Source organism: Paenibacillus sp. CAA11, assembly GCF_003060825.1.
Taxonomy (GTDB): domain Bacteria; phylum Bacillota; class Bacilli; order Paenibacillales; family Paenibacillaceae; genus Fontibacillus.
Map to the genome: position 1 here is coordinate 2,834,193 of NZ_CP028922.1, position 23,253 is coordinate 2,857,445.

The window sequence follows — 23,253 nt, forward strand, 5'->3', positions numbered from 1 at the left end:
ATTGCCTCATCTTAAAACCAGGTACTAAAAATGGGCCTGAATCTATTATAGTTCCTTTTTCAGCAAAAAGAAAATATTGCTTCACACATGAAGTGTCCGCGTCCAAAAAATCGTTTAAATTCCTAAGGACATTCCATCAACCGCTAGGGCAGCTTCTCCCAATATTTCCGCCAGTGTAGGATGAGCATGTACTGTCCGTCCAATTTCCCAAGGCGTTGCATCAAGCACTTGAGCAAGGGCAGCTTCCCCGATCAGGTCTGTCACATGCGGTCCGATCATATGCACACCCAGCAAATCGCCGCTATTCGCATCGGATACAATCTTCACGAAGCCATCCTTCTCACCATATACAAGGGCTTTGCCGATGGCGGAGAATGGGAACTTGCCGACCTTAACATCGTAACCTTTTTCCTTGGCTGCTTTTTCCGTATAACCTACCGATGCCACTTCAGGGCGAGTATATACACACCGCGGAATATGGATGCTGTTCATAGAATAGGGTTCTGCTGCACCAGATAGGTGCTCTGCCGCTACGACTCCCTCGTGACTCGCAACATGAGCCAGCTGCAATCCTCCGACGCAATCTCCAATCGCATAAATATGCGGCTCCGTTGTCTGCATATGTTCGTTCACTCGGATATACCCGTCTTTCAATGCGATATCTGTATTCTCTAGTCCGATATTCTCCACATTACCTTGCCGCCCGATCGACAGGAGCAGCTGGTTTGCTTCAAGCTGAAGGCTCTCTTCTCCCTTATGTGCGTTTATACTCACTTGCTCTCCAGCGGTTTGAATGCTGCTAGGATCGATCTTTGTTCCGGTTAATACCCGAATTCCCCGTTTAACGAGCAGCCGCTGAAGCTCACGCGCCACATCATCATCTTCCGCGGGAAGCAGCTGAGACGCCGCTTCAACGATCGTCACCTCTACCCCAAAATCATGCAGCAGGGATGCCCACTCTACCCCGATAACCCCTCCGCCGACTATCAGCATGGACTTAGGAAGCTGCGTGAGTTCCAAAGCCTCATCGCTGCTAAGGATATATTTGCCATCAGGAACTAGGCCCGGAAGAGTCCGCGGCCGCGAACCTGTTGCTATAATAAGATGACTTGGAACAATCGTCTCCATCTCACCGTCAGGCAGCTCTACAGCAACTGCTCCGCTCTTTGGAGAGAAGATAGAAGGGCCGGTAACTCTGCCTCTTCCTTGAATTACACGAATTTTATGCTTGCGCATCAAATACTGTACCCCGCTGTGCAATTGATCCACTATAGCCTGCTTGCGCTGCTGTACCTTTGGGAACACCAGGGTCACTCCCTGAGTTTCTATTCCGTAGCTCTCGCTTTCCTTCATCTGCGCATACAGCTCTGCGCTTCGTAGCAGGCTCTTGCTCGGAATGCAGCCTCGATGCAAACAGGTTCCACCCAGCTTGTCCTGTTCAATTACGACCACATCTTTCCCCAGCTGAGCGGCTCTGATCGCAGCCACATATCCCCCGGTTCCTCCACCTAATACTGCAACATCACATGTTATCGTCATCTTTCCATCCCTCACCAACGTATACTTAATCCTATGACTATATTGTACCTTGTAATTTCAGCAATACAACCTCAGCCCTACAAAGGCTTGGGTTATTCATACAAGGCATCCCGCAGCTTGCTGGACATCTTAGGCTGTTGTGAAGATGCTCGCAGCAAAGCCTTTCTCAAACGGGAATTTTCCGCTCTTAAATCGTGAATCTCCTGAAGCATGTCACGAATCACTGTTTGCATATGTTCATCCAATTTGGAAATTTCAGATTCTGTCATATATTCGGAAATTTCACTTGTTTTTTCGTTTCCCATTACTTTCTCGGCTCCTTTTTAATGCATTCATAAAAATTTTACCATGTTTTATTGCGCAAAACTGTATGACATTATTGTTTTATAGAATCCAGAACTATATAATCTAGCAATACCACTTAATGAATGGAGACTCGACAAAGATGAACATGCTGGAAGTTCTTATACTTGCTGTCCCCTATATCAAGCGCGTCGTGAATGACGATATTATGATCGGGATTACCGATCTGGACAAGTTTCTATACTACGAAAGATCCGAGAAGATCGACTTCGGAATTAAGCCGGGCGACCCTATTCCTCTAGAAGATCAGAACCTTCGCGCCGCTTTAAGAGGAGAATACAGCAGTGCCGAGCTGCCTGTTGAGGTATATGGTATCCCTATTACAGCTATCGGAATGCCTATTCGTGACGCTGAGGGAAATATTATTGGTGCCCTTGCTACAGCCAAAAGCTATGAGCAGCAGCAGCAGCTTGAACAGTTCATGCAATCCATGCAGGACATTACAGGTCGTCTGGTAGATATGGTTCAGACCGTGGCAGCCCACTCCGAAGAGCTTTCAGCAACTAGTGAGCATGTTCTGGAGAATTCCAGACATACTACCCATAACTCGGGTCAAATCTCTAAGACCATAAACATCATCCGCGATATCTCCAATCAGACAGGACTATTAGGACTCAATGCAGCGATTGAAGCAGCCCATGCCGGTGATCGTGGTGCCGGATTTGGGGTCGTTGCCAAGGAAGTGCGCAAACTGTCCGAGGAAGCCAAGAACGCAACCCTGCAAGTCTCTGAAACCCTTGGAGCCATTCAAAATTCTATAGTGCAAATGGAGTCTGACTTCACACAAATCGCTGCTTCTTCTGAAGAGCAGGCCGAGTTAGTTACAGAATTCATGAATCTGATCGAGCAATTGAATGATACCAGCGATCAAATGAATGCTTTTGTTCAAAAGTTCATTCACCAGGGGACATAATATTTTCTTTATTGCTATAGGAGGAAAAAATGAAATACCAAGTTCTGCTTCGTTTTCTTTTGGCTATCGGTTTTTTCACCCTAGCCCCATTTCTGTATAAGTTCCCATTACTAGTTACTATTGACTCAGCAATAGGTATTTATCTTATAGTCACCGGCGCTTCTAAACTGATGCGGCCCGGTGAACATAAGAAGAAGGATCAATGATTCCAGATTAAACATATTTCTCACAAAAGAAACGTCGTGCTCTTCGCACGACGTTTCTCTATAAGTCTAACTTACTGTTGTTTCACGTTCTACATAATATTTGTTCGTCATGAGATAGGCAGGACCCTTGCTAGTCTCTACCCTACCCTTCTTACTGTCCAAAAAGACGATCTCGTTGCACTTGGTGCAATACCACTTCGTCCGTTTGAAAGGAGACTCTGTTACATAGGATGTACCGCATTTGCATTCCACTTTAATTAAAATTTGCTCGGACTTCTTGTAGGCATCAGAAAGCTCGTTCATCCCTGATTGAGGCTGTACCGGAGATAACGTCTCCTGATAATTCGAATACTTGTTATGTACCTTAAAGTCGGCAACTAGCTCTGGATTAAGGCCAAAAAATTCCTTGCCGATTTCGGTGACAAACTTGGATCCGTCTTTATAGCAGTCCATCCATGTCCGAATTTGGTCATTGGACAAAGGTACTGTACCCTTAATACCGCTGTTCAAGGTGTACGTCATGATGTATAGCGTATCGTTGTGTTTATTAGAGTACATTGCAAACCTCCTTTATTCAACAGCTAATGTACTACAAACTCCATTCGAAATCAAAGTTACTAAGGAATCATTTGTTAATAAGCACCAGTTCTTTAGTCTTGTATGTGAGATACAAATTTGGATTTGAAGAGGCAAGACAATATTATATATATTGTGTGCATTTAGAAGGGGATTCATGCAGCTTTCCATTTATTTCTGAGGATATGCCTCGCAGCTATGATTGAGGTTTATAAAATTTAAATTAAAAACCGCTTCCTATTAGATATGATCAACCTAATAAACAAGCGGTCCAAACATGTTTAATCATGACTCTATTTCAGTTTTTAAACTCACTGCTCCTTACCCTTTCAAGAGACCTTATGCTCGATTCTCAGCTTGTCCGCGACCATCGCGATGAATTCGCTGTTGGTTGGCTTGGACTTGCTGATGTTGATGGTGTAGCCAAACAAATGGCTGATGGAATCAATGTTACCGCGGGTCCATGCTACTTCAATCGCATGACGGATCGCACGTTCTACGCGGGAAGGTGTCGTCTTGAATTTTTCGGCAATGGCAGGATACAACGTCTTGGTAATGGCCCCTAAAATTTCGATGTTGTTATACACCATGGTAATCGCCTCACGCAAATATTGGTAGCCCTTAATATGAGCCGGAACACCAATTTCATGGATAATCGACGTAATATTTGCATCCAAGTTCTTACCCTTAGCGATTGGGACAACATTGGACTTAACCAAGGATGAGAGCGGAGCACTGCCCGTAACATGACTTTGCACACCAACGAGCTGCCGAATCCGGCTCGCCAGAACATCCATGTCAAACGGCTTTAGAATATAGTAGGAAGCTCCAAGCTGCACGGCGCGTTGAGTAATGTTCTCCTGGCCAAAGGCCGTCAACATAATGATTTTTGGCTGCGTCGGCAAGTGAAGATCACGCAGTCTTTCCAATACGCCAAGACCGTCAAGATGCGGCATAATGATGTCTAGAATGAGTACGTCCGGTACTTTACCTGCATTTTCGATGGTTTGAAGCACTTCTTCCCCATTATACGCAATACCTGAGACAACCATGTCGTCCTGCTCGGAAATATATTCCGCCAGTAAACTCGTGAATTCACGATTATCATCCGCCAACAAAATCTCAATCTTTTGCAATGGTTGCTTCCTCCTTAGAATGTGTAAAAATACGAAAGGTTCTCACCCTTATAGAATACCTTTTCGACATGAGGAAGTAAATTCCTTCTGTCGAAAATTATTTTTATTTATTTTTTTCTTAAACTGGTCTATAATAGTTAATTTAATTACATTAATCTATCTATTTCGACAAAAAAATCTTAAGGCGTTATCCCGCCTTAAGATTTTGATTTGGGTTTACCATAATCCCTGCGTCCCGCAGCATCCATTCAATAAAGCATCCATACCCCGATTTAGGATCATTTACAAACACGTGGGTTACAGCTCCGATAAGCTTGCCGTTCTGCAGAATCGGGCTTCCGCTCATCCCTTGAACGATACCGCCTGTCTTCTCAATCAGCTTTGGGTCCGTAATTCGGATAACCAGCCCTTTAGTCTCTGGTTCATTCTGTTTCATGGCATGTACGATTTCCACTTTAAACCGTTCCACTCGCTGATCATTTACCACGGTTAAAATCTCAGCAGGACCTTCTTTAACTTCTTCTGCAAAGGCAATCGGGATTGGCTCATTGTAAAAACTGTGTTCCGGACTTGTATCCATTTTACCGAAAATTCCAAACCTGGTGTTCCGTTCGATATTGCCCAGCACTTTGCCTTCCTTCACAAAGTGTGCTCTCTTCTCTCCAGGTTCCCCACTCTCACTTTTCGAGATCGAGGTTACACTGGATTGAACCACCTGCCCGCTTCCCACAACAATGGGGGTTTGCGTGCTCATATCCGTAATGACATGCCCCAAAGCGCCATAAACCCCTTGGTCCGGCGCATAAAAGGTCAATGTTCCAACCCCTGCTGCAGAATCCCTGATATACAGTCCCAACCGATACTGCTTATCCTTGGCATCATAGCCGGGCGATAGCTCGGTATGACCTACTTTATCCCCGCGCCGATACGTGATCTTCAAAGGCTTATGGCTAGATCCTGCTTGTTCAACAATTCGAGTTACTTCCTTGGTATCCTTTAGCTTCACTCCATTGAGGTGGGTAATCCAATCTCCAAGCTCCAGGCCAGCCTTCTCCCCTGGCGAGACTTTCTCTCCCGCTTCATTGCTAACCTGATGGTGTCCTACTACCAGGATGCCATCTGATTTGACCTTAACCCCAATGGTCTGCCCTCCCGGTATTACCTTAAGATCTGGAATAACATGCAGCTTTACTGTTTTGTAAGGCACTCGTCCAAAAAGTTTAACATGAAGGGCTGCATCTCCGGTTGTTAAGGAATGCAATTGCAGTGGTTTCCCAGGCTCCATTTTCGCTTCGAGGCCCTGCGATCCATTCATGCTCACAACGCCAGGCCGATCCAAAGAGGCTTCGGCTGGAACAGCCAAACGAATTTGAGTTCCCTGCCCCTCGAACAGACGCAGTTCATTGGGTACCAGTGGATAATGATCGGCGGCCGCAGAAGTCCCCAGATAACAAAAGAAGAACACAAGTAAAAGACCGAGGAATCTTGTCTTGAGGTTACGGTTCAATGGCTGTCACGCTCCCTTTGCTTCTTTCGCTTGACGAAAAAGGTGGTCGCCAATTGCGTACCTATAAGATACCCTCGGTCAGTTCTTTTATGACTGTTAATCATTACTCCGCAACCAGAATGGATTCCTTTTGCCTTCTGGCCAAATTAAGCATCTCCTGGGCGTGATGGCGAGTCTTCTCGGTAACCTCCACCCCGCCCAGCATTCGGGCAAGCTCCATAACACGGCCTTCTTCGGACAACGGCTCTACCCGTGTCATGGTTCTTTCTCCTTCAACGACCTTCTCAATCAAGAACTGTCCATCCGCCATACAAGCCACTTGAGGAAGGTGAGTAATGGAGAACACTTGGCAGTTTGCTGACAGCTTGTATAATTTCTCTGCAATTGATTGTGCAGCACGCCCGCTCACGCCTGTATCCACTTCGTCGAAGATGAGAACCGGCACTTGGTCGTGTCTAGCAAAGATACTCTTTAAGGCCAGCATCATTCTTGAAAGTTCACCGCCGGAAGCGATTTTGCTGAGCGGACGAAGCGGCTCACCAGGATTCGGGGATATCAAGAACTCAGCTGTATCCATCCCATGACGAGTGAGCCGGACTCTTCTTCCTTTCCATTCAACGCCTGAAGGGTCGTCCATTGGATGCAGATCCACTTTTAGTGAAGTGCGCTGCATCTGCAAATCACGCAGTTCTCCCTCGATTTGTGCGGCAAGATCAGCTGCGCATTGCCGTCGTTCATGGCTAAGTGCTTCAGCCTTTGTTAGCAGCTCTTCAAGCAGAGTCTCTCTCTGCTTGCCTAAACGTTCAAGAACCTCATCCTTATTCTCCAGCGTATCCGTCTCCTGGCGGATTTTCTCATAGTAGTCCAAGATCCCCTCAATACTGTCCCCATATTTGCGTCTGAGTGAGGAGAGAATGTCAAGACGGTCTTCAACCTCCTGAAGACGTCCAGGATTAAATTCAATGCCTTCACGATAGTCACGCAGAGCAAAAGTAGCATCCTCTAATTGGTAGTAGGCGGATTGCAGCTGTTCCAGAATGGGAGCCACCTTCTTCGGGTCCACATCACTGATATCTTCAAGCCGGGAAATCGCTTTGGCGATTGTCTCAAGCCCACGATCGCCGTACAGCAGATCGTAGGCTCCGGAGACCGAATCCATCATCTTCTCGCTATGGGATAGCTTTACCTTCTCTTCTGAAAGCAATTCATCTTCGCCTATTTTTAGTGAGGCGGCAGCAATTTCTTCTAGTTGAAAGCGATATAAATCAAGCATTTGAAAGGCTTTCTGACTCGCGTTCCTCAGTTCATTCCACTCTTTATCGACTTTTGTGAACGCCTTATAGGTTTCCAGATAGCTTTGCTTAAGAGGAAGGATGGACATCGCACCGTATGCATCCAGAAGATCCAAGTGGCGCTCCGGACGCAGGAGGGTCTGATGCTCATGCTGCCCGTGCAAGTTGATCAGCCGCTCTCCAACTTCTCTAAGCATCGATAAATTAACGAGCTGTCCATTAATACGGGATACGCTCTTCCCCTGCATGCTGATCTCTCTGCGTATAATTAGATGCTCTGAAGGGCTGGCATCAATCCCGATGCCGCTGAGCGCTTGCCAGCAGGGATGAGCTTCAGGTAAATCAAAGGAGGCCTCCATCTCCGCTTTATCGCATCCATAACGAATTAAATCAGCGGACCCCCTTGCCCCCGCAAGCAGCCCAAGAGCATCAATAATAATAGATTTACCGGCTCCGGTCTCCCCTGTCAGAACATGAAATCCCCGGTCAAACGTAATGTCAACACTTTCGACAACCGCCAGGTTTCTTATGGATAAATGGACTAACACAAGGCAGTTCCTCCCGCTACGAAATAAATCCCATGATTTGATTCACGATATTTACACTGTTATCTTCTGTACGGCAAATGAGGAGAATCGTATCATCCCCGCAGATGGTTCCCATAATTTCAGACCATTCCATGTTATCAAGCAGTACGGCTACAGCGTTGGCTGTACCTGGCAGACACTTGATAACTACAAGATTTCCCGTGTAATCAATATGGACAAAGTTATCTACCAGCGCCCGCTTTAACTTCTGTACCGGATTATACCGCTGATCCGTTGGCATGGAGTACTTATACCTTCCATCGTCCATCGGGACCTTGATCAGCAGCAGCTCCTTAATATCGCGGGATACGGTTGCTTGTGTAACCTGAAAGCCAGCTGCTCTCAAGGCTTCAACCAGCTCATCCTGGGTTTCAATTTCCTGGTGTGTAATAATTTCACGAATCTTAATGTGACGTTGACCTTTCATACATGCCTCCACTTGGCGCCCTTGCTTAAAAAATGGCGCTATTCATCTTCTTCCGGAATGAAATGAATTTGTTTAATCTCCCGTTGATCTGTATCAATATATAACACTCCTGCACAGTTAGGATAAATCAGCAAATAAGGAAGCAGTGCATCTCGCACCCCACTGCCTGTCCATTCAAACTTCCAACGGGACCGGGCGGTCTTTACCAGATAATATTCCCCATCCAATCGGGCAACATAATCGATAAACAGGCGGCTGTGCATGATTTCCTGATCCACTTCGAAGGCAAGCGGAACTTTCAATTTGCCGCTGATGACTTCATACCCCGCACCTTGCAACAGTTCAACTTCAGGTGTAATCTCATAGTCGTCATTCACTTCAAAAGCTGTGCCTGGCTTAAAGGGAGCCGGCTTGCGCAGCCAGCGTACAACTGCTCGGTAAAGCAATAGGATGCATACCAGACTAATCAGTAGCATTAACCACTTGTCAGCTGCTCCGCTCAAAGCTCATCACCTCACCCTGATACTTCGACAATCAGGGACCAACTCCTGCTATATCTACACCTTTGGAATCGGTGCAAAGTGAATTCACCCTTATTATACCCGAACAAAAGTTCGTAAATCAATTATGAAATCGAGTAGGAGGCTATTCATTAGATGAGTAGCCGACCTCTCACACCACCGTACGTACCGTTCGGTATACGGCGGTTCAACCGCATAAGTGCAATTTACGTAAACGCTCGTATTGCGCAGGAAAGTCATAATATCCTGCCTGTACGAGCTTTTTGTTTGTTATGGAACGAGACAACACTGGACTTCCGGCGATGCGCCAGTACCCGAGACGGGAATTGCCCCACTGGTAAGCCTGCCATTCCGGTATCCCCAGCTTCCGCAGGTTTTGTACTTTTGTTCGCGGCTTTTTCCACTGTTTCCAGATGTACATCCGCAGTCGTCTTCGCAACCATTCGCTCCAGCTTTGCAGGATCCGTTTCATGTCGGCCACATAGTAGTAACCAATCCATCCCCGAATGTAGACTTTTACCTTTTCCATGACTTGGCGAACATTTCTGCCCTGGCTGCGACTTGTGAGTTCTTTCAACTTCTTCTTCGCTTTTGCGAGGGATTGTCCATGGGCACGGATATACATGCCGTTCTTGTTCTTTCCCAGGGCAAAGCCGAGAAATTTGAAGTGCTTTCGAGCCACTACGCTACCGACCTTACTTTTCTGCGTATTGATCTGGAGTCTCAGTTTGGTCTCCAGGTACTTTCCGCAGGATTCCAGTAGCCGCACCGCTGCCCGTTTGCTTTTGGCAAGCACCACAATATCGTCCGCATAGCGGATGACGTTCACTCCGCGGCCTTTCATCTCTTGGTCAAATTCGTTCAGGTAGATGTTCGCCAGAAGCGGCGACAGGGGGCCTCCCTGAGGGGAGCCTTCTTCTGTTTTGCAGTGCACCCCGTTCTCCATAACCCCACTTTTCAGGTATCTCTTAATCAGTTCGGTTACGCGTCTGTCCTGAATTTGTTTGCGCAAAAGATGCATAAGCAGCTCATGATTCAGCGTGTCGAAGTATTTGGAGAGGTCGATTTCTACTGCGTAGCCGTATCCCTGTTCTGCATAGTCTTTCACCTTGCGAATGGCCTGTTGTGCGCTCCGACCGGGGCGGTAGCCATAGCTTCCCTCCGAGAAGAGCGGCTCGAACAGGGGCTGGAGCTGCTGGGCGACTGCCTGCTGAATCACTCGGTCTACGACCGTGGGTATGCCAAGCTTCCGTACTCCGCTTCCATCTGCTTTGGGAATTTCCTTGCGCCGTACTGGGCTGGGCTTGTATCTGCCTTCCCGGATCTTTTGCAACAGCTCGTCTCTATGTTCCTGCAGCCAGGGTAGCGCGTCTTCTACGGTCATTCCGTCGATTCCTGGCGCTCCATGGTTGCGTTTGACCTGTTTGTAGGCTCTGTTCAGATTGTCTCTGTCCAGAATCTGCTCCAGCAGGTCTGTTGCACCGCCTCTTTCTTTACGTTCCCGAGTACCGGCGCTCCGCACTCCCGCATGCTCTTCGCGTTCCACGCTATCCCTTTGCAGGTAGCCCTTTCGGTATTCTGCTTTCATCGCGTCAGCTCTCCTTTCGGTATGTACTCGAGACTTACGATTGTTCGGCCCTTCCCCGAAAAAAAAACCTTCCGGGTACTATGGCCTCTGCTGACTTCTCACAGCAAGCTTTACTCCGTCTTTCGGTTTTTTTTTTCCTACTTGTCGTCTGTGAGACCTCCCCGGGTAAGAGCGATAACCTTCCCCTCATCTATCTGCCACATTTACACCATGGGATTCGGGCAGTATTGGACTTTGCTTTGTAGTGCAAGCTCGTCCGTCCCATGATGCCTTCTATGTGATTTCTGTTCGTCAGACCGAGGGTTTGCCTCCGGCTTCCTTCAGATTCCGCCTCGCGGCGGACACCCTTGCCTTCAGCTAACAGTTCCTACTGCCAAGCCTGTAGCGGACTTTCACCGCCGAGTTATCGCCCATGCCGGGCGCACAATAAACAAGGCCTCCCTGGAAATCAAATATTTCCGGGAAGCCTTGCCGATGACTGCCCCATAAGGCAGCTAACTGAATTATCCGCGAAATGTATCTCCAGCCTCCTCGACAATCTGCCGAGCCAGCTGTGACAGCCTTTGCGGGTCGGAAGTAAACTGCGCGTTATCTTCTAGACGAAAATGAGCCAGAAATTCAATATTCCCTTCCCCGCCGGTAATTGGTGAGAATGTTAAGCCTTGGATACTGAAACCAAGCTCCTCCGCATAGCCCAGGATCGATTCAAGAACCTCCTGGTGCACATGGGGATCCCGCACAACCCCCGACTTTCCAACCTTCTCTCTACCTGCTTCGAATTGAGGCTTGATCAGGGCTGCTACATCAGCCGGACGTTTAAGAAGTGCTTTGAGAGGTGGCAGAATGATCTTAAGCGAAATAAAGGAGACATCAATACTCGCAAAGTCAGGAGCGGGTCCGTCCAAATCCTCAGGGGTCATGTAGCGAAAATTGGTCCGCTCCTTCACATTCACCCTCTCATCATTGCGCAGTGACCAATCCAGCTGGTTATAGCCTACATCAATGGCATATACGTAAGAAGCACCGTGCTGCAGTGCACAATCCGTAAAGCCACCCGTAGAGGAACCGATATCCAGCATCGTTCGTCCATTCAAATCTATGCCGAACTGTTTGAGCGCCTTCTCCAGCTTTAGTCCACCACGGCTCACATACGGGTGTACGGAACCTTTTACTTTCAGCTGGGCTTCCCTCGGCACCTTGGTGCCCGCCTTCTCGACCCGGCCATGCTCATCATACACTAGGCCGGCCATAATAGCCGCTTTAGCTTTCTCCCGGCTTTCAAAAAATCCCTGCTCCACCAGCAGGACATCTATACGTTCTTTGAGACCTGACATGTATTCACCTTTTAATTGGGAGCAGACATCAAGATGGCAGCGTTCTTTTGCCAAGTCCAAATTGGTGCTCTGTCCGCATATTCTGTATTTCAGCTGCAACTGACTCGGCGGTTAGGCCGACTTCCTGACGCTGCTCCTTAATGCTTCCGTGTTCAATAAAGCGGTCAGGGATTCCCATCAGCCGGATATTAAGCCCGGTAATTCCATGCTGCGCATAGAACTCCAGTACGGCACTTCCTAAGCTTCCGGCCTCACTGGCTTCTTCGAGAACAATCATACGGTTGTGAACACGAGCCAGCTCCAGTAGCATAGACTCGTCCAGCGGCTTCAAAAAGCGTGCATTCACAACAGAGCACTTCACTCCGTTCTGCTTGAGAAGATCTGCAGCTTCCTCGGCAACCTGAACCATCGGGCCGACAGCAATAATAGCCGTGCTCTCGCCCTCACGAAGCATTTCCCAGCTGCCGATCGGTATAGGTAGAAGAACCTCATCAAGCGGCACGCCCAAGCCGTTAATCCGGGGGTACCTGTAGGCAATCGGACCTTCATCATAATCCAAGGCCGTCTTCATCATCCGGCGCAGCTCGTTCTCATCTTTCGGCATCATGAGCACAATATTTGGAATATGTCGCATGAATGCAATATCATATACCCCTTGGTGCGTCTCCCCATCCGCACCTACAAATCCAGCACGGTCGATGGCAAATATCACATTGGCATTATGTCTGCAAATATCATGCACTATTTGGTCGTAAGCTCGCTGCATGAAGGTCGAATACACGGCATAGACCGGTTTTAGCCCCTCCATCGCCAGAGCGGCGCACATGGTAGCCGCGTGCTGTTCAGCAATACCCACATCAATCATCCGGTCTGGAAAACGCTCCGCGAACGGAATTAAGCCCGATCCGCCAGGCATTGCAGGCGTCACGGCGATAATCCGCTCGTCTTGTTCGGCAAGCTCAATCAAGGTTTTCCCGAACACTTCTGTGTACATTGGATTACCCACCGCTTTGAGCACCTGTCCAGATTCGATCTTATAGGGAGTAATCCCATGCCATTTATAAGCGTCAGCCTCGGCAGGTTTGTAGCCCTTCCCCTTTGTTGTTAAAACATGAACCAACACGGGGCCGTTGACATTATCCGCTTGCTTGAACGAATCTACAAGACTGGATAAATTATGGCCATCTACCGGCCCTAAATAGGTAAAGCCGAGCTCTTCAAACAAAATGCCCGGAACCATCATATATTTCAAGCTGTCTTTAAAACGCTCCGCCGTCTTGGCAAGCTTTCCGCCAATCGCCGGAATTTTCTTCAGAAGCTGTTCCACTTCATCCTTAGCCCGCAAATACGTTTTGTCTGAACGGATCTTGCTTAAATAGTTGTGCATGGCTCCGACATTGGGGGCAATGGACATCTCATTGTCATTCAGAATAACCATCAGCTTCTTCTGCTCATGGCCAATATGATTCAGCGCCTCAAACGCCATACCGCCGGTCAGGGCCCCATCACCGATCACAGCAACAACCTTGTTCGAGCCGCCCTTCAGATCGCGGGCCAAAGCCATGCCCATCGCCGCGGACAGAGAAGTGCTGCTGTGCCCTGCTTCCCACACGTCATGCTCGCTCTCACTGCGTTTGACAAAGCCGCAGAGGCCTTTATATTTACGTAGTGTATCAAATTGATCCATACGCCCTGTTAATATCTTATGCACATAAGCCTGATGGCCCACATCAAAAATAAACTTGTCTTCGGGACTGTTATAGCAATAATGGAGCGCGAGCGTAAGCTCCACCACTCCTAAATTCGATGCCAGATGGCCGCCCGTAATCGATAGTTTCTCGATCAGAAACTGTCTGATTTCTGCCGCCAGTGGCTCAAGCTCATCTACGGACAGATGCTTAATATCATTCGGTCCGCTGATTTGTGAAAGCAGCATTTAAATTCCCCGCTTCCTTCAATTTGTATTTCATCGCTGTCTTAGCTCACAGTATATAATAGCATTCATTATAGCACAAACCTAGAAACGGCTCTAATCAAGGAAGAGCGCCGTCCGTCCGGTCACATAGGGCCGTAAAGACAGACGACGCTCAAAATGCTATTCTTCTGCAACCCCTAAGATTAGTGGTCTCTGTGCATAAGGTAATCCGCTATTTCAAGCAGACGCCCCGGCTCAGGGATCAGCCCGCCCGAAACCGCCTGCTTCGCCTCTATAGTCAAGCGATTAACCTCGGCTTGGGAAGCCTCAATTCCGATAAAGTACGGGTAAGTCACCTTTTGCATCTTCACATCGCTATGGGTACTCTTACCCAGTTTCGAGGCATCGCCCACAAGGTCCAGAATATCATCCTGAATTTGAAAAGCGTGGCCCAGACACCGTCCAAAATACTCAAGGGCTTCCAGCTGCTCCGGAGAAGCAGCCGCTATTCGCCCGCCCGCCTTTAAACAGAATACGATCAGATCGCCTGTTTTGTGCTCATGGATATAACGCAGCTGATCCAGTGACGTAATCCCCTGCTCGCCTTGCATATCTGCGACCTGGCCTCCAACCATCCCGCTGGGTCCGGCGTACTTAGCCAGGTCCTCTACAATGGATAGTACGGCCTCGGCAGGAACATGGTAGCGCCGGGCAGCTTGGACTACATAATAAAATGCATGGGTCAAGAGCCCATCGCCTGCTAAAATAGCGGATGCCTCACCGAACATCTTATGATTTGTCGGCTTTCCCCGCCGAAAATCATCATTGTCCATAGCCGGTAGATCGTCATGAATCAATGAATAGGTGTGAATCATCTCCACCGCACCGGCAACGGGCAGGGCCGCCTCCCGGCTCCCTTGCAGGCTCTCTGCCGCAGCCATAACAAGCAGGGGTCTTAGTCTCTTTCCTCCAGCCATTAAGGAGTAGCTCATGGCCTCCTGCAAACCGGAGGGCACTGTCCACCCTTGAGGAATAATACTGCTGAGCTCCTTGTTGACCAGCTCAACAATTTCTTCCATGTATTCGGTAAAGGAAGGTTTAGTCAAGCGAATCCCCGCTTTCCAGACCAGGAGCGGCAAACGGCTTTTTCACCGGACTCCCGTCAACCTCCACAATCATTTCAATTTTACGCTCAACCTGTTCAAGCTTCTGTCCACACAGCTGGGAGAGCTGCATGCCCCGCTGAAATAATTCGATTGCCTGCTCCAGCGGTACATCACCATGCTCCAATTGCGAAACGATCGTCTCCAGCTGGTTCATCGCATCTTCAAAGCTTAATTGCTGTTCTTGTTCCGGTTCACGTGCCATTTGTTTCTCCCTCCCGCTTCATGCTCCAGACCTGACAGTCCAGTTCTCCGTCCGTTACCTTTACTTTCACCAAATCTCCAGGCTGCACATCATCCAGCGACTTGATTAATCGGTTATTCTGCTCATTGTAGACCAAGCTATAGCCCCGGCTCATGACTTTAAGCGGGCTTAATGCATCCAGCTGCCTAATGCTGAGCGCAAGCCTGGAGGTCTTCTCCTTCACCACAGCAGCCATACTCTGACGCAGCTGCCTTTCGGCTTCAGCCTGTCTTCTTGCGGCGTGCTGAAGCTGATCCTGCGGATGGAAGCGAAGCATCCGCTCATGCAGACGGCCATAACGCTCGGCCGTCAGCCGAAGGCTTGACTGCATGCGGCTTTGCAGCCGATGCGACAGCATGTCCAGCCGTTCTGCGTGCTGCAGCAAATGGCGCCTTGGCTGGACAAGCACAGGAGACCGCCGCAGCCGTTCAAGGCGCTCGCGCTGGCGCACAAGTCTGTGCTGCAAGCCCTGACGCAGCTGGCGTTCACGCTGCTGAAGCAGTTCCTTAAGCTCGGCGACATGCGGAACGGCAAGCTCAGCAGCAGCTGTTGGGGTTGCTGCGCGCAGATCGGCTACGAAGTCGGCAATCGTAAAGTCGGTTTCATGACCAACCGCCGAAATCACAGGAATCTCCGATTCATAAATGGCTCTGGCAACGATCTCTTCATTGAACGCCCACAGCTCCTCCAGAGAGCCGCCGCCTCGTCCCACAATCAAGACATCTGCCTCGCCCATCGCATTCATTTCCCGAATTGCTTTGACAATGGAAGGAGCAGCCCCCTTGCCCTGAACAAGCACCGGATATAATACCACCGGAACTTGCGGATATCTCCGCTGAAGGGTTATCATCACATCCCTTACGGCAGCCCCGGTCGGGGAAGTAATCACCCCGATGGTTCGCGGGAATCTCGGCAGCGGGCGTTTGCGTGTCTCTGCAAACAACCCTTCGCCCTCCAGCTTCTTCTTAAGCTGCTCGTAAGCCAGATAAAGGCTTCCGATACCGTCCGGCTGCATATGGGTCGCGTAAAATTGATACTGTCCATCGCGCTCATATACCGAGACATTGCCGCGCGCAATGACCCGCGTCCCTTCTTTTGGAATAAAGGGGAGCCGCTGATTATGCGAGGCGAACATAATACTTTTTATTCGGCTGTCCGCATCCTTTAATGTAAAATACATATGACCGCTGGAATGATGCGTGAAATTGGAGATCTCCCCCCGAATCCAAACTTCAGACAGCAAGGGGTCGCTCTCCATTTTCATCCGGATATACCGGTTTAGTTCCTTAATAGAATAAATGCGTTGATCCATGAGGAATCCCCCTCATTTGATTCCTAATATTAGGCTAGACCGCTTAGTCTCTTGGCTGCCGTTAGGGTGTTGCTCATCAGCATCGTAATGGTCATGGGGCCTACGCCGCCAGGAACCGGCGTTATTGGACCGCTCACTTCCTTCACACTCTCGAAGTCTACATCTCCGGCAAGCTTGCCGGTATCAAGCCGATTCATCCCCACATCGATAACAACGGCTCCAGGCTTTACGAAGGAAGCGTCCACGAAATTGGCCTTGCCAATCGCTACGACTAGGATATCCGCTTGACGCGTAATTTCCTTCATGTTCACGGTGCGAGAATGGCACATCGTAACCGTGGCATTCTCACGCTGAAGCAGCAGAGATACAGGCTTGCCGACAATATTGCTTCTTCCGATCACAACAGCGTGCTTGCCTGGGATTTCAATACCGGTGCGCTTAATCAATTCAATGACACCAGCCGGTGTACAAGGCAGAAGACTCTCGTCCCCAATGACAAGATTCCCTACATTAACAGGGTGGAAGCCATCTACGTCCTTCTCGACCGCTATTGCATCAATTACTGCTTTCTCGTTAATATGCTTCGGGAGAGGCAACTGAACAAGAATTCCATGTATGTTCTCCTGACGATTCAATCTGTCAATCAGGTCAAGCAGTTCCTCTTGCGAAGTATCAGCAGCTAGACGGTGTACTTCCGAATAATACCCAAGATCGTGACACGCTTTCTCTTTGTTGCGGACATACACCTGCGAAGCAGGATCTTCACCGACAAGCACGACAGCTAGTCCTGGCTGTACGCCTTGTTCTGCAAGCTTGTCCACTTCTAGACGCAGCTTGCCGCGAATATCCTCAGATACTTCCTTGCCATTGATCAACGCTTGATTCAACATGTCTTCTCCCCCCAAATGATCTTATGATTTTGGTTTAATTTGATCCAAGTCTTTTATCATTTTTCCCAACACACCGTTCACGAATTTCCCAGATTCCTCACTGCCAAAATGCTTGGCCAGCTCAATCGCTTCATTCACAGCTACCCTACCCGGAACATCATCCCGGAACACCATTTCGTAAGCTGCGAGGCGCAGAACCTGGCGATCCACACGTGACAGACGGCTGATTTGCCAGCCCTTCAAATAATTCTCAAGAAGCTCATCAATCGCTGTCTTGTTGCTAAGCGTACCTTGAACCAGCTCCATCACTTGAGCCTGAGCCGCTTGGGAATCCTTAATCTCAACTTCACTTTCATTCTCGCCCGCAGCTTCAGCAATCAGCATGGCTACCGCATCTTCCGCACCAACTTCATTCATTTCCATTTGATACAGGCTTTGTACGGCAATTTCTCTAGCTAAACGTCTTTTCAATTTATTTCCTCCTAAAAGCGGTAGTTCATAACAATTTATTTGCACAATAGTATTTACAGAAAAAAACCTGTGAAACGCAATCTCCACAAAATTAGGCATTATTCAAGTAAGCTCAGTCAGGGAGAAAGCGTATCACAGGAATCATTTGAAGGGACGCCAACGTGTGTTAAGCCAATCCCTTAATTCTTTCCATGGTATCAAAGAGCCTTGATTCAAATCCTTATATTTACCGGCGGTGTAGCCAATAAACAAAAGAAGAGCGCAAAAAAGCATGTTCCAAAAACCAAAAAACAAATAAATACCGCTTAGAAAAACAGCCGCAACTACACCTATCACACGTCCCTTGTGGCTATCCCACAACTCTTTCCAAAACACTTTGGAAGCTCACCCCTATTCGACCCGGCTTTTCATAGTCGGCGATTGGACAAGGTTAGCGATATATACCGAGACATAAGCCACAGGAATGCCGGTGATCTCTTCTACATGATCATGCACTTGCTTCTGCACTTCCTCTGTCAATGGAGGAATGGAAGTTTCTCCATCTACCAAAGCACGGATGCTGATCTCCAGCCCCGCATCCGACATGCGGATCCGGGTCTTTACTTCTCTCACCCCACGCACTCGCGAAGCCGCCTTATAGGCCAAATTCTCAATGGTCTCCACCGAAATCTGGATATCTCCAAATTCTGTGCGCTGGTCAATGGAGGGCAGCGAGTTCCGGCTGCGGCGAACGGAGACATAGAAGAAGCGAAGGCTGAGCACAAATAGAATGGCAGCCACCACAATCACCGTAATCCATAAGTTCCGCTCTAATTTCATATCCAAGGTATAAGGCAATGCATCCGATAACAAAAGAATGGTACCTGCGGAGATCACGCCAATGCTGAGACTGTAAATAAATAGCAAGAGTCTGTCCAAAATCTTTGCCACGAAACCCCCAGCTCCCTACAAATTATAGTAAACCCCTGACATTAACAATGTCGGGGGTCTGCTTTACGTCTATTTCACCCGGTTGTTTGATTCAGAATCATCATGTTTATCGGCATTCTTGAAGATCACGTCATGAATATGTACGTTCACTTCAACGACGGATAATCCGGTCATTTGCTCAATGGAGCGCTTGACATTATGTTGAATCTCGGTTGCAACTTCAGGAAGACGGAATCCATATTCAATAATTACAGATACGTCAACAGCTGCTTCACGCTGGCCGACTTCAACCTTAACGCCCTTAGATAAATTCTTCCGTCCAAGCAGCTCAGCAATTCCGCCGGCAAAGCCGCCACTCATTCCGGCAACACCCTTCACTTCCACCGTAGCAAGGCCTGCAATCACTTCGATAACTTCAGGCGCAATTTGAATCTCTCCGATGTCCGTGCGTTCAAATTCAGTTGGCAAAGTACTCATGTTCTTCATCCACCTCTCAATAAGTTTACGGATGACTCTACTTCGAGGCAAGCGCACTTATTAATAATACTATATCATTTTGCCCACATTATGACAAACAATGGGTCAAGTTCTAAATCTCGTTCTCTTCCAAAAACTTGATATCGAAATCACCGCGAATGAACGTCGGATGCTCAAGCAGCTTCTGATGGAACGGGATTGTCGTACTAATGCCTTCTACCGCAAATTCTCCTAAAGCGCGCTTCATCTTAGCGATCGCCTCTTCGCGGGTCGGTGCCCATACGATCAACTTGGCAATCATCGAATCATAGTAAGGGCTAATGGTATAGCCGGGATAAACCGCACTATCCACCCTGACGCCTGGTCCGCCTGGGGCCAAATAGAATTGTATTTTGCCAGGGGACGGCAGGAAATTACGAGCAGGATCCTCTGCATTGATCCGGCACTCAATTGACCAGCCATCAATCTGCACATCTTGCTGGGTAAAGGAAAGAAGGTTGCCCTCAGCAACGGAAATCATTTCCTTGATCAGATCTACACCGGTTACCATCTCTGTTACTGGATGCTCGACCTGAATCCGGGTATTCATCTCCATGAAATAAAATTGGCCATCAGGCCCCAGAAGGAACTCCAGCGTGCCTGCGCCCGAATAATTCACGGCGAGCGCCGCGCGAACAGCAGCCTCCCCCATCTCAGCCCGCTTCTCTGGAGACAATACCGGACAAGGCGCCTCCTCCACAAGCTTCTGACGACGGCGCTGCACGGAGCAGTCACGCTCGCCTAGATAAGCGACATTCCCGTGACGGTCGGCGATGATCTGGATCTCTACATGCTTCATGCCGGTCAAATATTTCTCAAGATAAACTCCGGCGTTGCCGAAGGCTTTCTGAGCTTCCTGCTGAGCCGTTGTAATCTGCTGAATCAGCGAAGCTTCATCCTCCGCCAGACGTATTCCTTTGCCACCGCCTCCGGCAGTAGCCTTAATAATAACTGGATATCCGATCTCTCTAGCCAGACTTACCGCTTCATCCAAGTCTTCAATGAGGCCCTCAGAACCCGGGATAACCGGAACCCCTGCATCCTTCATCGTCTGCTTCGCAACCGCCTTGTCCCCCATGCGGGTTATGGCATCGGCAGATGGACCAATAAAGGTTACGTTGCAGGAATCACAAATCTCTGCAAAATCCGCATTCTCCGCCAGGAAGCCATATCCCGGATGAATGGCATCACATTCTGTCAATGTAGCGACGCTCATGATGTTGGTAAAGTTCAGGTAACTGTCCTTGGATAGTGTGGGTCCAATACAATATGCTTCATCAGCTAGTCGTACATGCAGCGAATCCTTGTCCGGCTCCGAGTAGACGGCAACCGTAGAAATGCCCAGCTCACGGCAGGCACGGATAATACGAACCGCAATCTCACCACGGTTGGCAATTAATATTTTCTGAAATTTCATGTAGCTTCCCTCCTAAAAACCTGTTTGATTCTGGTTACGTCATCCGGTTTGTTATTCCGGTTTTACCAAAAAGAGGGGTTGTCCGAATTCCACTAGCTGACCATTCTCAACCAGAATGTCAACGATCTCGCCTTTAACCTCGGCTTCGAGCTCATTCATCAGCTTCATGGCTTCAATAATACACACCGTTGTTTTCTCTCCGACACGATCCCCAACGCTAACAAATGGGGCAGCTTCCGGGGAAGAGGAACGGTAAAAAGTCCCTACCATCGGAGACACAATTTTATGTAGATTAGCGTCAGCCTCAGCAGGGGCTGCAGCTGCATTCGTCTGAGCAGGGGCAGGTGTATTTACGGCAGGATGCACTGCTGGAACAGACACTGGCTGTCCTCCATTTACCATAGCCGGTTGGACTTGTACAAACTCAGTTTTACCCGGCTTGCGAATTGTAAGACGGGAACCTTCATTCTCCAGTTCCAATTCATGAATAGATGTTTCATCAACCAATTTTATCAATTCTTTAATTTCGTTCAATTTGAACATTTCACGTATTCACTCCTTCAGCTTTAAAAAAGAATATCGCCGGAAGCGAGGTAAGCGCCAGCGAGTTCTTGAAAGCTTTAGTCTTGGACAAGAACATAACTTTATGTATTATATCACAATCGTTTAAAATGGAAAGAGCCCGGAAGGACCCGGGCTTTTCCAGCAAAAATCGCCATTTTTCTAATTCGTTTATTGCGTTACATACTGCACACTGACCTTATCTTGTGTAACCCCAAGCTGCTTAATTACCAGATCCACAATGTTTACTGCCTGCTTCGCATCCAGCTTGTCGCTGAGAACAACGACTTTATATTGATCATCCTGTTCAGTGACCGCTGCACTCGTCTTCAACTGCTGCTGCAACTGCTCTTCAATATCTGTAATTTTTGCTTCACGGTCTTGAAGCGCATTAAGCTCCTGCTGTGCGGCCGCGTTCTCATCGGCAGATTTGGTCAGATCGTTGATGGTCTGCAGCAGCTGCTCTTCCTTCTTCGCATTATTCTCCATCCGCTCATATTGATAGTTTGTCACCAGGTCACTGCCTGCCGTTCCTTGAGATGCAACCTGCTTAAGAACATCCTCATCACTTTTTGCTCCTGTATCCTTTGCATCCTTCTTATCCTTGGCATTGTTATCCGTCCCTGACTTGTCAGCGCCAGATTTATCCGTCTGCTCTTTGGAATCGCCCTTCACAGCACCGTCTGTCTTAGCTTCAGTGCCAGCATTATCTTCACTGTCCTTAACAGCGTCTTGATGATCAGCTGTCGTACCTCCGCTCTCTACTTCTGTAGCAACAACATCACTGTTCCCGGCTGCTGAGTCTGCAATGGAGACAGCCCCGCCTCCGTCCTTGTCGCCCGCCGTTACCTGCTGACCGTCCGCCGTCTTGGGAAGCTTTGTTGATGAATCTTCCGTAAACAAATAGTAAGCTGACAGAATGACCATTAAGCTGAGCATGGATACAAGCCAGATTGTTTGTCTTTTGGATTTCATTTTGGTTCCTCCTAAAAGTTTTTATGGAGCTTTACTCCATTGAAATGGCTACGCAATAAAAACTTGCTTCGGAAGCATCATTCTTTTGGAGCTTTACTCCATGGATTCTCTTCGCAATTAAAACTCGCTTCGGAAGCATCATTCTTTTGGAGCTTTACTCCAGGATTCTCTTCGCAATTAAAACTCGCTTCGGAAGCATCATTATCATGGAGCTTCCCGCTCCTTATTCAACCTGCTTTCTGGGAGCTACGGATATTCGGTAAGACGAGACATTGAGCCCTTTTTCCACCGCATCAATAATCATCTGCTTAACTACTTTATTCTCCGCTCCCTTGGCAACCACGAGTACCCCTCTTACCTTGGGTTTCACCTTTTTGGTCACAATCGGCTGCTGATTCCCCGAGGATTCATAGGTAACAATTTGCCCGTCACGTGTATATTCCGTAACATGCCTCTTGCCGCCACCGGCATCCGTCTCGTCCGTAAGCTGCTGGGTGTCCTTCATATTTCGTTGAACCACGATCTCTTCTGTAGAATCGACCGTAACCAAGACGTCTACCGAGCCTACGCCAACAATTTTCTCCAGAATATCTCTAGTCTTCGCCTCCAGCTCTGCCTCAATTTGGTCAAAAGCTCCCCCGCCTTCTCTAGAGGATGAATCGGACGAAGATTGCAGGGTTGAAGCTGCCATTGGTGGTTCCCGCCCTTCACCAGCCGGATCAACTTTTTTGATATGAACAAAGGAATTAAACAGCATGAATGCGGCCCCAACCAATCCAATAATAATTAGCAGACGGAAAGTATGAACCTTCTTGCCTCCATCGCTTCCCTTGCCAAGCCACTGCTCCAGCTTCTTTAACCATTTCACCG

General features: G+C 48.4%; 24 protein-coding genes. 1 reads left to right on the forward strand and 23 read right to left on the reverse strand.

Annotated features, from left to right (window positions below):
* Positions 1-114: 114 nt before the first annotated feature.
* Positions 115-1,539: a dihydrolipoyl dehydrogenase gene (gene lpdA / locus DCC85_RS13170; RefSeq protein ID WP_108466011.1), complete on the reverse strand. Its 1,425-nt coding sequence runs from the start codon at positions 1,537-1,539 to the stop codon at positions 115-117.
* A 92-nt stretch (positions 1,540-1,631) separates the two neighbouring features.
* A complete protein-coding gene (locus tag DCC85_RS13175; protein WP_108466012.1) occupies positions 1,632-1,844 on the reverse strand; it encodes a hypothetical protein in 213 nt (70 codons plus the stop codon).
* Between the two features lie 140 nt (positions 1,845-1,984).
* On the opposite strand from DCC85_RS13175, the gene DCC85_RS23665 reads away from it, so the two are divergent.
* The gene (locus tag DCC85_RS23665; RefSeq protein WP_108466013.1) at positions 1,985-2,815 is read left to right on the forward strand and encodes a methyl-accepting chemotaxis protein; all 831 of its coding nucleotides are present in this window, start codon (positions 1,985-1,987) and stop codon (positions 2,813-2,815) included.
* Positions 2,816-3,087: 272 nt separating this feature from the next.
* Here the strand turns inward: DCC85_RS23665 and DCC85_RS13185 are convergent, their stop codons facing one another.
* The 21 genes from DCC85_RS13185 to spoIIIAG form a co-directional block, all read right to left on the reverse strand.
* Entirely contained in the window at positions 3,088-3,579 is a 492-nt protein-coding gene (locus DCC85_RS13185; protein WP_108466014.1) for a hypothetical protein, read from the reverse strand.
* Between the two features lie 347 nt (positions 3,580-3,926).
* Positions 3,927-4,733 carry a sporulation transcription factor Spo0A gene (gene spo0A, locus DCC85_RS13190; RefSeq protein WP_108466015.1) on the reverse strand — a complete coding sequence of 269 codons (807 nt, stop codon included), beginning with the start codon at positions 4,731-4,733 and terminating at the stop codon, positions 3,927-3,929.
* Positions 4,734-4,920: 187 nt separating this feature from the next.
* Entirely contained in the window at positions 4,921-6,240 is a 1,320-nt protein-coding gene (spoIVB, locus tag DCC85_RS13195) for a SpoIVB peptidase (RefSeq protein ID WP_108466016.1), read from the reverse strand.
* A 103-nt stretch (positions 6,241-6,343) separates the two neighbouring features.
* The gene (gene recN / locus DCC85_RS13200; RefSeq protein ID WP_108466017.1) at positions 6,344-8,080 is read right to left on the reverse strand and encodes a DNA repair protein RecN; all 1,737 of its coding nucleotides are present in this window, start codon (positions 8,078-8,080) and stop codon (positions 6,344-6,346) included.
* 16 nt (positions 8,081-8,096) lie between these two features.
* On the reverse strand, positions 8,097-8,546 hold the full coding sequence (gene ahrC, locus DCC85_RS13205) for a transcriptional regulator AhrC/ArgR (RefSeq protein WP_108466018.1): 450 nt from the start codon (positions 8,544-8,546) through the stop codon (positions 8,097-8,099).
* A gap of 38 nt (positions 8,547-8,584) precedes the next feature.
* The gene (locus DCC85_RS13210) at positions 8,585-9,049 is read right to left on the reverse strand and encodes a hypothetical protein (RefSeq protein WP_234414165.1); all 465 of its coding nucleotides are present in this window, start codon (positions 9,047-9,049) and stop codon (positions 8,585-8,587) included.
* Between the two features lie 205 nt (positions 9,050-9,254).
* Positions 9,255-10,655: a group II intron reverse transcriptase/maturase gene (ltrA, locus tag DCC85_RS13215; RefSeq protein ID WP_108463800.1), complete on the reverse strand. Its 1,401-nt coding sequence runs from the start codon at positions 10,653-10,655 to the stop codon at positions 9,255-9,257.
* Positions 10,656-11,158: 503 nt separating this feature from the next.
* Positions 11,159-11,989, reverse strand: coding sequence for a TlyA family RNA methyltransferase (locus DCC85_RS13220; RefSeq protein WP_108466019.1), 831 nt, complete (start codon positions 11,987-11,989; stop codon positions 11,159-11,161).
* 28 nt (positions 11,990-12,017) lie between these two features.
* Complete coding sequence (dxs, locus tag DCC85_RS13225; protein WP_108466020.1) at positions 12,018-13,925, reverse strand: 1-deoxy-D-xylulose-5-phosphate synthase; 1,908 nt, start codon at positions 13,923-13,925, stop codon at positions 12,018-12,020.
* A gap of 182 nt (positions 13,926-14,107) precedes the next feature.
* Positions 14,108-14,983, reverse strand: coding sequence for a polyprenyl synthetase family protein (locus DCC85_RS13230; RefSeq protein WP_108467860.1), 876 nt, complete (start codon positions 14,981-14,983; stop codon positions 14,108-14,110).
* 19 nt (positions 14,984-15,002) lie between these two features.
* Positions 15,003-15,272: an exodeoxyribonuclease VII small subunit gene (gene xseB / locus DCC85_RS13235; RefSeq protein ID WP_108466021.1), complete on the reverse strand. Its 270-nt coding sequence runs from the start codon at positions 15,270-15,272 to the stop codon at positions 15,003-15,005.
* Entirely contained in the window at positions 15,262-16,623 is a 1,362-nt protein-coding gene (gene xseA / locus DCC85_RS13240) for an exodeoxyribonuclease VII large subunit (RefSeq protein WP_108466022.1), read from the reverse strand. Before xseA ends, xseB begins: the two co-directional genes overlap by 11 nt.
* Before the next feature lie 29 nt (positions 16,624-16,652).
* The gene (folD, locus tag DCC85_RS13245) at positions 16,653-17,513 is read right to left on the reverse strand and encodes a bifunctional methylenetetrahydrofolate dehydrogenase/methenyltetrahydrofolate cyclohydrolase FolD (RefSeq protein ID WP_442789491.1); all 861 of its coding nucleotides are present in this window, start codon (positions 17,511-17,513) and stop codon (positions 16,653-16,655) included.
* Positions 17,514-17,534: 21 nt separating this feature from the next.
* Positions 17,535-17,984: a transcription antitermination factor NusB gene (gene nusB / locus DCC85_RS13250; RefSeq protein WP_108466023.1), complete on the reverse strand. Its 450-nt coding sequence runs from the start codon at positions 17,982-17,984 to the stop codon at positions 17,535-17,537.
* Positions 17,985-18,125: 141 nt separating this feature from the next.
* Positions 18,126-18,359 carry a DUF2273 domain-containing protein gene (locus DCC85_RS13255; protein ID WP_108466024.1) on the reverse strand — a complete coding sequence of 78 codons (234 nt, stop codon included), beginning with the start codon at positions 18,357-18,359 and terminating at the stop codon, positions 18,126-18,128.
* Positions 18,360-18,374: 15 nt separating this feature from the next.
* The gene (gene amaP / locus DCC85_RS13260) at positions 18,375-18,914 is read right to left on the reverse strand and encodes an alkaline shock response membrane anchor protein AmaP (protein WP_108466025.1); all 540 of its coding nucleotides are present in this window, start codon (positions 18,912-18,914) and stop codon (positions 18,375-18,377) included.
* Positions 18,915-18,983: 69 nt separating this feature from the next.
* Positions 18,984-19,391 (reverse strand): Asp23/Gls24 family envelope stress response protein, encoded by a 408-nt coding sequence (locus tag DCC85_RS13265; protein WP_108466026.1) that lies wholly within the window; start codon positions 19,389-19,391, stop codon positions 18,984-18,986.
* Between the two features lie 112 nt (positions 19,392-19,503).
* Positions 19,504-20,847: an acetyl-CoA carboxylase biotin carboxylase subunit gene (gene accC, locus DCC85_RS13270; protein ID WP_108466027.1), complete on the reverse strand. Its 1,344-nt coding sequence runs from the start codon at positions 20,845-20,847 to the stop codon at positions 19,504-19,506.
* 51 nt (positions 20,848-20,898) lie between these two features.
* A complete protein-coding gene (gene accB, locus DCC85_RS13275) occupies positions 20,899-21,390 on the reverse strand; it encodes an acetyl-CoA carboxylase biotin carboxyl carrier protein (RefSeq protein WP_108466028.1) in 492 nt (163 codons plus the stop codon).
* A 189-nt stretch (positions 21,391-21,579) separates the two neighbouring features.
* On the reverse strand, positions 21,580-22,383 hold the full coding sequence (locus DCC85_RS13280) for a SpoIIIAH-like family protein (protein WP_108466029.1): 804 nt from the start codon (positions 22,381-22,383) through the stop codon (positions 21,580-21,582).
* A gap of 223 nt (positions 22,384-22,606) precedes the next feature.
* On the reverse strand, positions 22,607-23,251 hold the full coding sequence (spoIIIAG, locus tag DCC85_RS13285) for a stage III sporulation protein AG (protein ID WP_108466030.1): 645 nt from the start codon (positions 23,249-23,251) through the stop codon (positions 22,607-22,609).
* Between the last annotated feature and the right edge of the window lie 2 nt (positions 23,252-23,253).

Coding starts and splice junctions, on each gene's coding strand:
- accC (WP_108466027.1), bottom strand. CDS start 20,847: ATGAAATTTCAGAAAATATTAATTGCCAACCGTGGTGAGATTGCGGTT.
- dxs (WP_108466020.1), bottom strand. CDS start 13,925: ATGCTGCTTTCACAAATCAGCGGACCGAATGATATTAAGCATCTGTCC.
- DCC85_RS23665 (WP_108466013.1), top strand. CDS start 1,985: ATGAACATGCTGGAAGTTCTTATACTTGCTGTCCCCTATATCAAGCGC.
- DCC85_RS13265 (WP_108466026.1), bottom strand. CDS start 19,391: ATGAGTACTTTGCCAACTGAATTTGAACGCACGGACATCGGAGAGATT.
- DCC85_RS13185 (WP_108466014.1), bottom strand. CDS start 3,579: ATGTACTCTAATAAACACAACGATACGCTATACATCATGACGTACACC.
- DCC85_RS13175 (WP_108466012.1), bottom strand. CDS start 1,844: ATGGGAAACGAAAAAACAAGTGAAATTTCCGAATATATGACAGAATCT.
- xseA (WP_108466022.1), bottom strand. CDS start 16,623: ATGGATCAACGCATTTATTCTATTAAGGAACTAAACCGGTATATCCGG.
- accB (WP_108466028.1), bottom strand. CDS start 21,390: ATGTTCAAATTGAACGAAATTAAAGAATTGATAAAATTGGTTGATGAA.
- DCC85_RS13280 (WP_108466029.1), bottom strand. CDS start 22,383: ATGAAATCCAAAAGACAAACAATCTGGCTTGTATCCATGCTCAGCTTA.
- xseB (WP_108466021.1), bottom strand. CDS start 15,272: ATGGCACGTGAACCGGAACAAGAACAGCAATTAAGCTTTGAAGATGCG.
- ahrC (WP_108466018.1), bottom strand. CDS start 8,546: ATGAAAGGTCAACGTCACATTAAGATTCGTGAAATTATTACACACCAG.
- ltrA (WP_108463800.1), bottom strand. CDS start 10,655: ATGAAAGCAGAATACCGAAAGGGCTACCTGCAAAGGGATAGCGTGGAA.
- lpdA (WP_108466011.1), bottom strand. CDS start 1,539: ATGACGATAACATGTGATGTTGCAGTATTAGGTGGAGGAACCGGGGGA.
- DCC85_RS13230 (WP_108467860.1), bottom strand. CDS start 14,983: ATGGAAGAAATTGTTGAGCTGGTCAACAAGGAGCTCAGCAGTATTATT.
- DCC85_RS13220 (WP_108466019.1), bottom strand. CDS start 11,989: ATGTCAGGTCTCAAAGAACGTATAGATGTCCTGCTGGTGGAGCAGGGA.
- folD (WP_442789491.1), bottom strand. CDS start 17,513: ATGTTGAATCAAGCGTTGATCAATGGCAAGGAAGTATCTGAGGATATT.